This is a genomic window from Lentzea roselyniae (assembly GCF_039537795.1).
Taxonomy (GTDB): Bacteria; Actinomycetota; Actinomycetes; order Mycobacteriales; family Pseudonocardiaceae; genus Lentzea; species Lentzea atacamensis.
Genome location: NZ_BAABBE010000021.1, coordinates 86,211 through 99,267, shown reverse-complemented (window position 1 = coordinate 99,267; position 13,057 = coordinate 86,211). Strand labels below are relative to the sequence as shown.

At 69.5% G+C, this 13,057-nt stretch carries 15 protein-coding genes; 7 read left to right on the top strand and 8 right to left on the bottom strand.

Annotated features, from left to right (window positions below):
• Positions 1-20 precede the first annotated feature (20 nt).
• On the top strand, positions 21-1,202 hold the full coding sequence (locus ABFX45_RS31550) for an amidohydrolase family protein (protein WP_109639953.1): 1,182 nt from the start codon (positions 21-23) through the stop codon (positions 1,200-1,202).
• On the opposite strand, the gene ABFX45_RS31545 is transcribed toward ABFX45_RS31550, so the two are convergent.
• From ABFX45_RS31545 to ABFX45_RS31535, 3 genes are read right to left on the bottom strand one after another with little or no spacing between them, the layout of a single operon-like run.
• Positions 1,160-2,104 carry an NAD(P)-dependent alcohol dehydrogenase gene (locus ABFX45_RS31545; RefSeq protein ID WP_346133900.1) on the bottom strand — a complete coding sequence of 315 codons (945 nt, stop codon included), beginning with the start codon at positions 2,102-2,104 and terminating at the stop codon, positions 1,160-1,162. The genes ABFX45_RS31550 and ABFX45_RS31545 overlap by 43 nt on opposite strands.
• Positions 2,101-2,268 carry a helix-turn-helix transcriptional regulator gene (locus ABFX45_RS31540; RefSeq protein WP_109640090.1) on the bottom strand — a complete coding sequence of 56 codons (168 nt, stop codon included), beginning with the start codon at positions 2,266-2,268 and terminating at the stop codon, positions 2,101-2,103. Before ABFX45_RS31540 ends, ABFX45_RS31545 begins: the two co-directional genes overlap by 4 nt.
• A gap of 53 nt (positions 2,269-2,321) precedes the next feature.
• Positions 2,322-2,744 carry a hypothetical protein gene (locus ABFX45_RS31535; protein WP_233442274.1) on the bottom strand — a complete coding sequence of 141 codons (423 nt, stop codon included), beginning with the start codon at positions 2,742-2,744 and terminating at the stop codon, positions 2,322-2,324.
• A gap of 137 nt (positions 2,745-2,881) precedes the next feature.
• Here ABFX45_RS31535 and ABFX45_RS31530 point away from each other — a divergent pair, with 137 nt between their 5' ends.
• Positions 2,882-3,739, top strand: coding sequence for a serine hydrolase (locus ABFX45_RS31530; RefSeq protein WP_109639950.1), 858 nt, complete (start codon positions 2,882-2,884; stop codon positions 3,737-3,739).
• Between the two features lie 5 nt (positions 3,740-3,744).
• Here the strand turns inward: ABFX45_RS31530 and ABFX45_RS31525 are convergent, their stop codons facing one another.
• Positions 3,745-4,413 (bottom strand): SDR family oxidoreductase, encoded by a 669-nt coding sequence (locus tag ABFX45_RS31525; protein WP_346133895.1) that lies wholly within the window; start codon positions 4,411-4,413, stop codon positions 3,745-3,747.
• A 55-nt stretch (positions 4,414-4,468) separates the two neighbouring features.
• Between ABFX45_RS31525 and ABFX45_RS31520 the strand changes: the two genes are divergently transcribed.
• Both ABFX45_RS31520 and ABFX45_RS31515 read left to right on the top strand, forming a co-directional pair.
• The gene (locus ABFX45_RS31520) at positions 4,469-4,861 is read left to right on the top strand and encodes a hypothetical protein (RefSeq protein WP_170155181.1); all 393 of its coding nucleotides are present in this window, start codon (positions 4,469-4,471) and stop codon (positions 4,859-4,861) included.
• A 126-nt stretch (positions 4,862-4,987) separates the two neighbouring features.
• Positions 4,988-5,641: a hypothetical protein gene (locus tag ABFX45_RS31515; RefSeq protein WP_346133892.1), complete on the top strand. Its 654-nt coding sequence runs from the start codon at positions 4,988-4,990 to the stop codon at positions 5,639-5,641.
• A gap of 14 nt (positions 5,642-5,655) precedes the next feature.
• Here ABFX45_RS31515 and ABFX45_RS31510 read toward each other — a convergent pair whose 3' ends face one another.
• From ABFX45_RS31510 to ABFX45_RS31495, 4 genes are all read right to left on the bottom strand, one after another.
• Positions 5,656-7,128 carry a peptidase M16 family protein gene (locus tag ABFX45_RS31510; RefSeq protein ID WP_346133890.1) on the bottom strand — a complete coding sequence of 491 codons (1,473 nt, stop codon included), beginning with the start codon at positions 7,126-7,128 and terminating at the stop codon, positions 5,656-5,658.
• A 75-nt stretch (positions 7,129-7,203) separates the two neighbouring features.
• Complete coding sequence (locus ABFX45_RS31505) at positions 7,204-7,569, bottom strand: VOC family protein (RefSeq protein WP_109639945.1); 366 nt, start codon at positions 7,567-7,569, stop codon at positions 7,204-7,206.
• Complete coding sequence (locus tag ABFX45_RS31500) at positions 7,566-7,910, bottom strand: MmcQ/YjbR family DNA-binding protein (RefSeq protein WP_109639944.1); 345 nt, start codon at positions 7,908-7,910, stop codon at positions 7,566-7,568. The genes ABFX45_RS31505 and ABFX45_RS31500 overlap by 4 nt, the downstream gene beginning before the upstream one ends.
• A 39-nt stretch (positions 7,911-7,949) precedes the next feature.
• Positions 7,950-8,867, bottom strand: a complete 918-nt coding sequence (locus ABFX45_RS31495; RefSeq protein WP_346133888.1) for a DMT family transporter — start codon at positions 8,865-8,867, stop codon at positions 7,950-7,952.
• On the opposite strand from ABFX45_RS31495, the gene ABFX45_RS31490 reads away from it, so the two are divergent.
• From ABFX45_RS31490 to katG, 3 genes are all read left to right on the top strand, one after another.
• Positions 8,866-10,260, top strand: a complete 1,395-nt coding sequence (locus tag ABFX45_RS31490; protein ID WP_346133886.1) for an aminotransferase-like domain-containing protein — start codon at positions 8,866-8,868, stop codon at positions 10,258-10,260. The genes ABFX45_RS31495 and ABFX45_RS31490 overlap by 2 nt on opposite strands.
• A 66-nt stretch (positions 10,261-10,326) precedes the next feature.
• Positions 10,327-10,761 (top strand): Fur family transcriptional regulator, encoded by a 435-nt coding sequence (locus ABFX45_RS31485; protein ID WP_109639941.1) that lies wholly within the window; start codon positions 10,327-10,329, stop codon positions 10,759-10,761.
• A gap of 18 nt (positions 10,762-10,779) precedes the next feature.
• Positions 10,780-13,026, top strand: coding sequence for a catalase/peroxidase HPI (katG, locus tag ABFX45_RS31480; RefSeq protein ID WP_346133884.1), 2,247 nt, complete (start codon positions 10,780-10,782; stop codon positions 13,024-13,026).
• Positions 13,027-13,057 lie beyond the last annotated feature (31 nt).

Sequence of the window (13,057 nt, the reverse complement as noted above, 5' to 3'; positions counted from 1 at the left end):
GTGGCGCTCAGAATGTCCCGATGCTGGCGCTGCGTGCTGGGCGTGCGTTCGACGGTGAGCACTCGCTCGCCGGGCCGGTCACGGTCCTGATCGAGAACGGCACGATCAAAGCGGTCGAGCAGGGCCATCCGGACGTTCCCGGTGCCGAGGTCGTCGATCTCGGCACCGCCACCGTCCTACCCGGACTGATCGACACCCACGTCCACCTGTGCGCGGACAGCGAGAACGGAGCGCTCGACCGCCTCCCGGACTTCTCGCCGGAACACCTCGACGCGGTGATCGAGGACAGCCTCGACCGCCACCTGAGGGCCGGTGTGACCACGGTCCGCGACCTGGGCGACCGGCAGTGGGCCGTGGTCGAGCAGCGCTCGAAGCACCGTCAGCGCGTTCTCGCCTCCGGCCCGCCCATCACCTGCCCGCGGGGCCACTGCTGGCAGATGGGCGGCGAGGCGGCCGGCGAGGACGAGCTCCGCCGTGCCGTGCGGGAGAGGGCCGAGCGCAAGGTCGACGTCGTCAAGATCATGGCCAGCGGCGGGTTCGCGACGCCGGGCACCGCCGTCGGCGACTGCCAGTTCACGGAGCAGGAGCTCCGGGTCGTGGTCGAGGAGGCGCACGCTCACGGCCTGCCGGTGACCGCCCACGCCCACAGCCTGACCGCGGCGCAGCGGGCCGTGGCCGCGGGGGTGGACGGCATCGAACACCTCTCCTGCCTCACCGATCGAGGCATGCACGTCCCGGACGACCTGCTGGACGCCTTGGCGGAGGCGGACATCGCGGTCTGTCACACGCTCGGTGTCACACAGGAGCCACCGCCCTTCATGAAGGAGGCGTGGGACAAGATCGGCATGAGCTACGCCACCAAGGTCAGCATGGCGGGCCTGATGTACGACCACGGCGTGAAGACCGTCGCGGGTACGGATGGCGGCATCGCTGCCGGGAAACCGCACGGAGCAATCGCCTACTCGGTCGTCGACCTGGTCAAGGGCGGCGTGCCGAACAGGGGTGCGCTGGCGAGTGCCACCAGTCAGGCCGCGAAGGTCTGCGGTGTCACCAAGGGAGTGCTGAAGCCCGGCTGGGACGCGGACATCATCGCCGTGCGCGGAAATCCCATGCGGGACATCACGGCGCTGCACGACGTCACCACCGTGATCATCGGTGGTCAGATCGTGACGACGACCTTGCCTGCCGACCGTCGCGTGTAGACGTACGAGATCGCGTCGACCGCTTCGGACAACGGAAAAGTCCGGTCCACCGCGGGTTTGACGGCGCCGCCCTCGATCATCACGCGCAGCTCGTCGTAGTCCGCGCCGCGCTCCCGGGACATCAGCGTGACGAGTTTCTGCGACACGAACGGGTTCAGCGCCATGGCCCGCAGCGCGCGGTCGAACCCGCCCAGCAGCGGCTCCGTGGTCTCGGAACCCACCAGCACCAGCGTTCCGGCCGGGGTCAATGCCTTGCGCAGCCGTGACAACGACCTGTGCCCACCGCAGTCGAGGATGAGGTCGTACGTGCCGGTGAAATCAGCGACCGTGTAGTCCACGACCTCGTGCGCACCCAACTCACGCACCAGTTCCACCTTGGGCGTGCTGCACACCCCGGTCACGTGCGCACCGAGTGCCCGTGCGATCTGCACCCCGTACGAGCCGACGCCGCCACCGGCGCCGAGCACCAGAACCCGTTGCCCCGGGTGAACGCCGCGCAACGCCTGCAACGCCGTCCCGCCCGAGATCGGCACCGCGGCCGCCTCCGTGAACGACAACACCTCCGGCTTGCGCGCCAGCTTCGAGACCGGCGCGACGGCGTACTCGGCGAACGACCCCGAGCACACGCCGAACACCTCGTCACCGACCGCGAACCCGGTCACGCCCGGCCCGATCTCCCGCACCACACCGGACACGTCCATGCCCGGCACCGTCGACTTCGGCCCGCGGAAGCCGAACCCTATGACCCGCAACAGGTACGGCCTCCCGCTCAGCAGGTGCCAGGTGCCCATGTCTACCCCCGCAGCCCGCACCTCCAGCAGAACCTCATCCTGCCCGGGCACAGGCACATCCAGGTCACCGAGCACCGCCGATCCGTATCTTCGTTGCACCACGGCCTTCACGTCGTCTCCTCCTCCGGGTACTGGAACACCTCTTCGAGCGACACCTTGAACACGCGCGCGATCCGGAACGCGACCTCCAGCGAGGGCGAGTACTTGCCCTGCTCGATGGCGATCAACGTCTGCCGCGTCACGCCGACAGCGGAAGCGAGATCGGCCTGCTTCATCTCACCGTGCGCGAACCGCAGCGCACGGATGGAGTTCGTCACCTTTGTCGGCTTCACTGCAGACCTCGCCGGTAGGCCACGATCTTCGTCACCGAGCCGAGCACCGCGGACAGCACAAAGCACAGGTAAAGGACGTTCGCGATCCAGAAGTGCGCCACCTCCGCCATCGCCAGCACCATCGCCGACACGCCGCCGATCACGACGAACGACTGGCCGACGTACTCGCCGAACCTGCCGATCTCGCGGTCGCGCTCGTCGACCTGCAGGCCTTCCTCACGCGACGCGATGCCGGCCCAGATCCCGGACAGGATGCCCGCGACGATCCCGATCCCGATCGTCCACAGCGCCGTGCTGGCGTACGGCACCTCTGCCAACGGCCGTCCGGCCGCACGACCCAGGATGACCAGCACGTACACGGCGTAGCCGACCACGGCGATGATCGCCATGGACCACGCGCGTTTCTCTTCGAACGCCACGGTCCCACTCCTGATGTCAAAGAAACCTGACATCGCCCAAGGTAAAGCGAACCGGACACCAAGTCAAATATCTTTTACTTGATCACGCGTCCGTATGGCGGTCGACTACCGCCGATCAGCCCCATAGCGTGCGGCACATGCTCCGTCCGATCCTTGTTGCGTGCGCGCTTGCCCTCACCGCGTGCGGTCAGGCGGTGACGGCGGAACCACCAGCCGCCGCACGTACGCAACACACGCCGGCGGCGGCGCCTCTGGTCGCAACGCCCCAGGTCTGCCCGATGCCCGACAGCGGCCTCGAATGCGAGTTCCAGCGGCGCGTCCAGGACGCGAAGAACTACGCCGAGACCAGGCCGGGCACCGTCGGCATCGTGCTGCGCGACCGCAAGACCGGGGCGATGTGGCGCAACGACCACGCGGACGAGCTGACGTGGACCGCGTCGACGATCAAGCTCGCCATGGTGGTGAACCTGCTGGAGCGCAACCGATCGGGCAGGATCAAGCTGACCGGCGACGACCGTCGGCTGATGAACGCGATGCTGCACAGTTCCGACGACGACGCCGCGGACACGTTGTGGAAGCGGTACACCGGCTCGACGTTCAACGCGGCGTTCCCCAAGTACGGAATGACCGGTTTGGTGGCACAAAGGGGCTATTCGGCCACTTTCCCCTACTGGGGCTACGAGAAGTGCACGGCGAACGACCTCGACCGGTTGATCAACTACGTGCTCGACACCGTTCCAGCCGAGGACCGCGCCTACATCGTCGGGCAGATGCGCCAGGTCGGTCCCGAACAGCAGTGGGGTGTGTGGGGTCCCGGATCCGGCACGAAGAACGGCTGGTCGCAGGAGGACAGCGGCTGGGTGATGAACTCCGTCGGGTTCGTCGGGCCGGACGAGCGCTACACGCTCGCGATCATGAACAACCTCAAGGGCGAGGGCGGTTACGACGAGGGCCGCGAGACCGCCACGGAGATCGCCCGCATCCTGTTCCGCTGATCCACTCAGGACATCGGCTCGAAGTGGAACGAGCGGATGAAGCAGTCGCGTGGCTGGTTCACCGCGAACAACACGCAATCGGCCACGGACTGCGCGGTCAGCACGCCGTCACGGGGCGCGTTGTCGTCGTTGTCGAAGTCGGGCGGGTACAACGAGATCATCCGGATCCCCTCAGGCCGCAGCCGTTGCGACATGATCTCCGCGTACCGGCCCTGCCCCGCCTTGGCCGCGTGGAACGCCGCGTGCGCGATGTGCGCCGGATCACTGCGGGACTCGGCCTCCAGCGACACGACCGTCACGACGTCCGCACGTTCGGACCGACGCAGCAACGGCAGGAAGCTTTCGGTCATCAGAACCGTTCCGGCCGTACCGGACAAGATGGTCCGCACGATCGCGTCATCGTCCGCCTGGGACTCCGCGAGGAACGCCGCACCGTTGTTGACCAGCACGTCGACGTGGCCGAGCAGCTCCCCCACCTGCTCGGCGCAACGCCGGACCGACGCCGGATCCGTGAGGTCGCAGTGCACCGCGTGCGCGTCCCGCAGCTCGGCGCAGGTGCGTTGCGCGGCAGCGAGATCCCGGGCCGTGACCACCACCGTGGCGCCCTGGGCGGCGAACCGCCGCGCGATCGTGCGCCCGAAACCCCTGCCACCGCCGGTGATCACCACGTTCACGCCGCACATGTTGCAACCTCCATCGCGCTGGAGGTCAAGTTGCCGGCGTCTGGTGGTGATCTTCTCCGCACCACTCGGCGCAGGCCACGTCGCCCGGCAGCGCCTCTGCCGGGCCGGCGAGTCGCTGGTCTGGGCGATGTACCGGCAGACCTTCTACTACGCCGTCGACGGCCTCGACCAGCTCGGTGCGCCGGGCCGTTCGTCGTTCACGCGCGGGCTTTCGGCGATGGGCCGGGGTGTGGGTGACCTCGCGCTGACGTTCGTCGGTGGCGGCGGGGATTCGGGCGACGACAACGCCCCTGCCGCTGATCACCTGGTGTTCGGCCCCTCTGGCGAGTCGCTCGCGGTTCGTGCCGTGTCGCGGTTCGGGCCCGGCGGGCACCTGAACCGGTTGTGGGCGTTGACGTCCGAGCGGCTGGTCGTCGCGGAGCGGGTCGCGGCTGCCTAGGCTTCTCCGGAACCGGCTCCGAAGTCCTTCCTGGGCAAGGCGATCGGGTTCGGCAAGGAGGTCGGCAAGATCCTGACGGACAACCGCCGCAAGTTCGGCGAGCACGTCGAGGGTGAACCGGTCGCCGTGCCGGACCACCGGGTGGTCGCGGAGATTCCGCGCGCGCAGATCGCCGACGTGCATTCCGGCAGTCGCTGCGCGTGGTCCTGGTCGACGGGTCGGGGTTCGAGTTCCTTCTCGATCCCCCCGGCCGCGACCGCGGACGAGGTCGTGACGAAGGAACTGACGAAGTTCTGGCTGCGGCGCGGTGAGAACCTCGTGCTCGGCCTGCCGCCGATCGTCGGCTACGTGGGCGGCGTGGTCGGCGGGTCGTTGCAGGTGCCGTGGACCGCTGTCGGCGCGATGCCTCTGCTGGAACTGGACAGGCCGCGGTGGCCGCTGCCCGCTCCGCCGTCACCGCCCGACTGGATCGACGACCCGACGCTGGGCTACTGGGTGGAGGCACCCACCACGTCGAGCTCCGCCGTGCGGCTGGCCGACCACTTCGCGTTCAGCCTGGGCAACGCCCGGCTGGTGGCGAGCGACCAGCGCGTGGCCGTCGTGTATCCGACGCATCTGTTCGAGGCCAAGCCTTCCAGCGTCTTCACGACGTTCGCCGAGATCCCGCGCAGCGCGGTGCGGTCGCTGGAAACCGTGCGGGTCGGCCACAGCCTGCCCGCGCGGCAGGTGGTCAGGCTGACGTTCGCCGACGGCTCACGCCTGGACCTGCGTCAGTCCTGAATGGACTTTTCTGATCAGCTGGCGAAGGCCGACGGCGGGAACACCAAGCCGGGGTCAACGTGGGCGTCGACCGCGGCGATCACGGGCTCGATGCCCGCGAAGAGGTCCGAGTCCACCGGCACGAGGCAGCCGGACCGGCCGAACACCGTGCGGGAACCGTTCTGCGCCAGCACACCCACGACGTCGGCGAACCGGACGAAGTGCCGATCGCCGCCGTCGATCAACGCCACCCCGTCGGCGGTAAGGTGGAGCCGCGCCCCGCGTGCGGCCGCGCTCATCGCACGAGCGAGCAGAGACGGCTTGAACACCCTGCCCTGCGGCTGCCATTCCGGCGTGGCGCAACCGCCGAGAGGGACCGGCTTTCCGTCCAGATCGGAGAGTTCGAGCCGCACCTCGCTCGGGACGACGATCAACGCGGTGCGCAGTGACTCGGCCAACGCGGCGGCGACGTGCGCCGGAGTTGCCGCGGCGATCGCCTCCAGCCACTCGGCGGGTGACCGGTAGGGCTCGCCGAGCAACACCGAGCGGGCGAACTCGTCGAGGTCCCCGTCGACGAATCGCGGGTCCTCGACCATCTCGCGGAAGCCGGCGAGCTCGTGATCGAGCTCCTCCTGGGTCGGCCCGGACGTCGCGAGCTCCCGCGCGGTGTTCCAGAGGATCGACGCGACCTCGGCCTCCTGGCCCTCGCGGGCGTCCACCCAGACGAACCGGTCCGTTGTGGACGGATCGGCGTTGGCACGGTCGCCGTCGATGCCGTAGCTCAGCCCCTTCTCCTTGCGGGCCACCTCGGTGAGCCGGTGGGAGAGCACCTGCAGTCCGAGCGCGTCCACCGGCGAGACCGACGGTCCCCGCAACGACATGCCGATGCACGGCACCTCCTCCGCGAGCCACTGCGGGCCATCGGTGAGGAGAGACGGCGTCGGCTCGTGCACCATCCGCGGACCGTCCGGAAGCGGCAGGCGCAGCCCCTCCGGTGGCGGCCCGGTCAGGGTCAGCACGGCGTTTCCCCTGGTGAAGAACTTCGCGGCGTGCGTGGTCACGGCTTCGGCAGGCAGCTGGTCGTAGCCGGGGCCGTCCCACGGCGCGAGACCCGGTCCTGCGATCCCGTACCGGCGCGCCAGCAGCACGCCCGCGGTCGGGTGGCACACGGCGGAGCCTTCCGCCGTGAGCACACCGGCTTCCTTCTCGATGCGCGACAGCGGCAGATCGCTCAGCGCCTCGCACACCGCGGCGATGAAGTCCACGAGCTGGGCCGGCCTGCCCGTGGCGAAGAACCGCGTCACCTCGATGCCCACGGTCGCGTTGTGCTCGTGGTGCAGGCGAGGCAACGTGCTCATCGCCAGGTGCTCGATCAGGTGCGTGACACCGAGCGTGCGGAACGACTCGTCCCGCACCCCGCACCCGAACGTCAGGGTGGCGATCATCGGCGCCGGCCCCTGTTCCCAGTACACGTCGACGCCGTCGATCACGGTGTGCTGCCTGGTCATCGTCTTCCCCCTGTCACGCGCGGAAAGGTAGCACCCGTCCGGTGGTCCAATCAGGACCCGGCTCGTGACTCGGGATCACGTGGCGTCCGCGATGGATTCCCACAGGCACAGCACGGTGCCCTCGCTGTCCTTGACGTACTGCGAGAAGCCGTAGTCGCCCACCCGCTCCTTGGCGTTGAGGAGCGTGCCGCCCGCTGCCGTGACCTTCGGCGCCACGTCGTCGATGCTCGGCACCTCGATGATCAGCACCGGCCCCTGCACGAACTCGGTGCGCGGCGAGATCCCGCCGTCCGCGTCCTGCGGGTCGACCGGCTCCCCATCCGTGTCGACCAGCACGTACTCGAACGGCAGCTTCTGCGCCGCCCACCCGAAAACCTCGCGGTAGAACGCCGTGGCCCGTGCGAGATCGTCGGCAGGCAGCTCGAACTTGACCCTGGTCATCGCGCGAGGTCCGGCACCTGGGCCACGAGCTCGTCCGGCGCCGACAGCCGCCACGCCTCGAACACCAGCTCCCGCAGCTCGTCGGCCTCGACGCCCTCCAGGTACACCACGACCCAGCCGAACCCGCCCGCCGTGAACTGCTCCTCGAACACGTCCGGCCGCTCGGCCACCAGCGCCTGCTGCTCCGACAACGTCTGCTTGAGGCCAACGGTCTGCGTGCGCGGCCAGAAGTAGCCGAACACCTTGCCCCGCACCCGGAACGTGTCGTACTGCTGACCGGAGGAGCGCTGCACCTCCGCCAGCGCGTCCACGATCTTGAAGAGTTGCTTGCTCGTCGCCACTGCCGACCCCCAAAGCCGAAGGCAGGCAGTATAAAACCGTCAGCGGACCGGTTGGGGATCTGCGACCGCCGTCGTTGCCGGAACACGGCTGCGCTGGGTCAGCACGACGCAGACGACAACCACGGCCGCGGTGGCCAGGGCCGGCCAGCCGACCGGTTCGCCCAGGACCACGGCCGACCACATCAGGGTGAGCACCGGTTGGGCCAGCTGGATCTGGCCGATCTTGGCGACGCCGCCCGCCGCCAGTCCCGCGTACCAGGCGAAGAAGCCCAGGAACATCGAGATCAGGGCCACGTAGGCGAAGCTGAGCCAGACGACGGGTGTGGCACGCGAGAAGTCGGCTGTGTACAAGGAGATCGGGACGGTCGCGGGCAGGGAGACGACCAGGGCCCAGCAGATGGTCTGGGCTCCGCCCAGCTCGCGGGACAGGGCGCCACCCTCTGCGTAACCCAGGCCGCACAACAAGACGGCGATGAGCAGGTAGGCGTCGGCCAGGCTCAGGGAGCCGGAGAGGCCGCCGCCGGTCGCGACGAACGCCAGCACTGCCAGCAGACCCGCGCCGCTGGCGAGCCAGAACGCCACCGGCGGGCGTTCGGCGGCGCGCACGACCGCCCAGACCGCGGTGCACATCGGCAGCACGGCGATCACCACGGCGCCGTGGGCAGAGGTTTGGGTGGTGAGAGCCAGGGACGTGAAGAGCGGGAATCCGACCACGATGCCCGCGGCGACGATCACCAGGCGTCGGAGCTGCGTTACCGTTGGGAGTGGCGCACGCGATAACGCCAGGTAGGCGATCGCCAGGACTCCGGCGACGAGGGCGCGGCCGAACGCCACGAACCACGGGTCGAGTCCGGCCACTGCCAGGCGAGCCGCCGGCAGCGAGAAGCTGAAACCCAGGACGCCCAGCGCGCCGAGTGTTACCCCCGCTGGGACGATAACGTTACTCTTGGCTCTCATGAATGAGGATAACGCAGCCGTTCGCGTTATCGAGGACCTGAGAGCTGCGGCACTTGCCGGGCGCGCGGGCGATCGGATGCCGTCGGTGCGCGATCTGATGGCTCGGCATCGGGCCTCGCCCGCGACGGTCCAGCAGGCGATTCAGCGCGTGGCGGCCGAAGGGCTGGTCGAGGTGCGGCCGGGGCGCGGCAGCTACGTCGCCCAGCGGCCCGTCACCAACCACCAGGACCTGTCGTGGCAGGCCGTCGCGCTCGGCGAGGGCAGGCCGGGCGAGGACCTCGTGGCGAACCTCCTCGCGGTGCCGAAGCCGGAAGCCATCCCGTTGTCCAGCGGCTACCTCGATCCCGACCTGCAGCCGGCGGAGGCGCTCGGTGCCGCGCTCAGCCGGGCGGCACGCAGGCCCGCCTCGTGGGGGCGCGTGCCGGTCGAGGGCAGGGAGGAGCTGCGCGCCTGGTTCGCGAAGGAGGCCGGCGGCGAGTTCAGGGCCGGCGACATGACGGTGTGCGCGGGTGCACAGGAGGCGCTCGCGACCGTGTTTCGCGGGCTCGGCGACCGCGGTGACGCCGTGCTCGTCGAGTCGCCCACCTACCTCGGCGCGATCGCGGCCGCGCGCGACGCCGGACTGAAGGTCGTGCCCGTGCCGGCGGACCAGGACGGGGTGCGGCCGGACCTGCTCCAGGCCGCGTTCGAGCGGACCGGCGCGAAGCTCTTCTACTGCCAGCCGCTGCACGCGAACCCGCACGGCGCCGTGCTGTCCGAGCAGCGGCGGCCCGAGGTCGTGCGGGTCGTCCGCGCGGCGGGCGCGTTCCTCGTCGAGGACGACTGGGCGCGCGGCCTCACCATCGACGGCACCGCGCCCCCGACACTCGCGGCGCACGACACCGACGGGCACGTCGTCTACGTCCGGTCGCTGACCAAGGTCGCCGCGCCCGGCCTGCGCGTCGCCGTGATCGGGGCACGGGGGCCCGCGGGCATCCGGTTGAAGAACACGCGGTCGAAGCAGGACCTGTACGTCGCGGGGCCGCTGCAGGATGCGGCGATCGACTTCGTGACGTCGCCGGTGTGGCGCCGGCACCTGCGCATGCTGCAGCTGTCCTTGAGGTCCAGGCGCGACGCTCTGGCTCACGCGATCCGCGAACACCTGCCCGAGTTCGAGGTCGCGCGGTCGTCCGGCGGTCTGCACCTGTGGGCGAAGCTGCCGGACGACTTCGACGATCTGGAGCTGACGGCGGCGGCCGCCGCGCGCGACGTCGTCGTGTTCCCGGGACGGCCGTGGTTCGCCGCTGAACCACGGGGCAGTTTTCTTCGTTTGACCTACGGCGGAGCACCGGAGCACGTGCTCGCCGAGGGCGTGCGGCGGCTGGCCGGCGCCGTGGCCGCCGCGCGGCGCTGACCGGTTCACGTGAATGGCATCATTCAGTAACTTGACTCGCTCAAGAAAAGGCGGCATGGTGGTCCCGTGCCCACGGCTTCCGACTTCGAGCGCCTGTTGCGTGGAGCGTCACTGCGGGTGACGGCTCCGCGGATAGCTGTGCTGTCCGCGGTGCACGAACACCCGCACGCCGACACGGACTCGATCATCGGTGTCGTGCGTCAGAACCTCGGTGCTGTCTCCCACCAGGCCGTGTACGACGTGCTCCGCGCGTTGACCGGTGCCGGCCTGCTGCGCCGCATCGAACCCCAGGGCTCCGTCGCGCGTTACGAGGCGCGCGTCGGGGACAACCACCACCACGTCGTCTGCAGATCCTGCGGCGCCATCGCCGACGTCGACTGTTCTGTCGGCGCCGCGCCGTGCCTGGACGCATCCGACGACCACGGCTTCGTCATCGACGAGGCCGAGGTCATCTACTGGGGCACCTGCCCCGAGTGCACGACCGCCGCGAAAAGTTCCTGAACACCCGGAAGGATTCCCGTGTCCGACAGCACTGACGCGAAGTTGAGCGAGCTGAACGTGGAGGAGGCTGGCGGCTGCCCGGTCGCGCACGGGCGACTCAGCCACCCCACCGAGGGCGGTGGCAACCGCGACTGGTGGCCCAAGCAGCTCAACCTCCGGATCCTCCGCAAGCACCCCGTCCAGGCCAACCCCATGGGTGGCGAGTTCGACTACGGCCAGGAGTTCCTGACCGTCGACCTCGACGAGCTGGCGCGCGACGTCGACGCCGTGCTGACCGAGTCGAAGGACTGGTGGCCCGCGGACTTCGGGCACTACGGCCCCTTCATGATCCGCATGGCGTGGCACAGCGCGGGCACCTACCGCACCCACGACGGCCGCGGTGGCGCCGGCGCGGGCATGCAGCGCTTCGCTCCGCTCAACAGCTGGCCGGACAACGGCAACCTGGACAAGGCCCGCCGTCTGCTGTGGCCGGTCAAGAAGAAGTGGGGCAAGAAGGTCTCCTGGGCCGACCTCATGATCTTCACGGGCAACCGCGCGCTGGAGACCATGGGCTTCAAGACCTTCGGCTTCGCCGGTGGCCGCGCGGACGTGTGGGAGCCGGACGAGGACGTGTACTGGGGCCCGGAGACCGAGTGGCTCGGCGGCGACGCGCGCTACAGCGGTGAGCGCGACCTCGAGTCCCCGCTGGCCGCGGTCCAGATGGGTCTCATCTACGTCAACCCGGAGGGCCCCAACGGCAACCCGGACCCGCTGGCCGCCGCCCGCGACATCCGCGAGACGTTCGGCCGCATGGGCATGAACGACGAGGAGACCGTCGCGCTCATCGCCGGTGGCCACACCTTCGGCAAGGCGCACGGTGCCGGTGACCCGTCGCTCGTCGGCGCGGAGCCCGAGGGCTCGCTGATGGACGCGCAGGGCTTCGGCTGGATCAGCACGCACGGCACCGGCAAGGGCCGCGACACCATCACGTCGGGCCTCGAGGTGACCTGGACGCAGCAGCCCACCAAGTGGACGAACCTGTTCTTCAAGAACCTGTTCGAGTTCGAGTGGGAGCTCACCAAGTCCCCGGCCGGCGCGCACCAGTGGAAGCCGAAGGACGGCGCCGGCGCCAACACCGTGCCGGACCCCGAGGACGGCACGCTCAACCGCACGCCGATGATGCTGACCACGGACCTCGCGCTGCGCTTCGACCCGATCTACGAGCCGATCTCGCGCAAGTTCGCGGAGAGCCACGAGGCGTTCGCCGAGGCGTTCTCCCGCGCATGGTTCAAGCTGACCCACCGCGACATGGGCCCGATCCAGCGCTACCTCGGCCCGCAGGTGCCGCAGGAGGAGCTGATCTGGCAGGACCGCCTGCCGGTCCGCGACTACGAGCTGATCGACGCCGCCGACGTCGCGTCGCTGAAGGCCAAGATCCTGGAGACCGGCCTCTCGGTCTCGCAGCTCGTCAAGACGGCGTGGGCGTCCGCGTCGACGTTCCGCCAGAGCGACAAGCGCGGTGGCGCGAACGGTGCCCGCATCCGCCTCGAGCCTCAGCGCGGCTGGGAGGTCAACGAGCCCGACCAGCTCGCGCGGGTCCTGCGTGCGCTGGAAGGCGTGCAGGAGGCGTTCAACAGCGCCCAGACCGGCGGCAAGAAGGTCTCGCTGGCCGACCTGATCGTCCTCGGCGGTGCCGCGGCGATCGAGCAGGCCGCGAAGGCGGCCGGCCACGAGGTCGAGGTGCCGTTCCTCGCGGGCCGCACCGACGCCACGCAGGAGCAGACCGACGTCGAGTCGTTCGCGGTGCTGGAGCCCAAGGTCGACGGTTTCCGCAACTACGGCACCAAGGCCAACCCGCTGCCGTCGGAGTACCTGCTGATCGACAAGGCCAACCTGCTCGGCCTCTCCGCGCCGGAGATGACCGTGCTCGTGGGTGGTCTGCGCGTGCTGGGTGCGAACCACGGCGGTTCGACCGCCGGCGTTCTCACGCAGAAGCCGGAGACGCTGACCAACGACTTCTTCGTCAACCTGCTCGACATGGAGACGGAGTGGAAGTCGGTCACCGAGGACCAGGAGAACTTCGAGGGCCGCGACCGCGCCACCGGTGCCGTCCGGTGGACCGGCACCCGCAACGACCTGGTGTTCGGCTCGAACTCGGAGCTGCGCGCCCTCTCCGAGGTCTACGCGAGTGACGACGCGTCGGAGAAGTTCGTGCAGGACTTCGTCGCCGCGTGGAACAAGGTCATGAACGCGGACCGCTACGACGTGGAGTCCAGCCTCTCCTGATGCCTTGAACGGCACGAGTACCCCAGGCCAG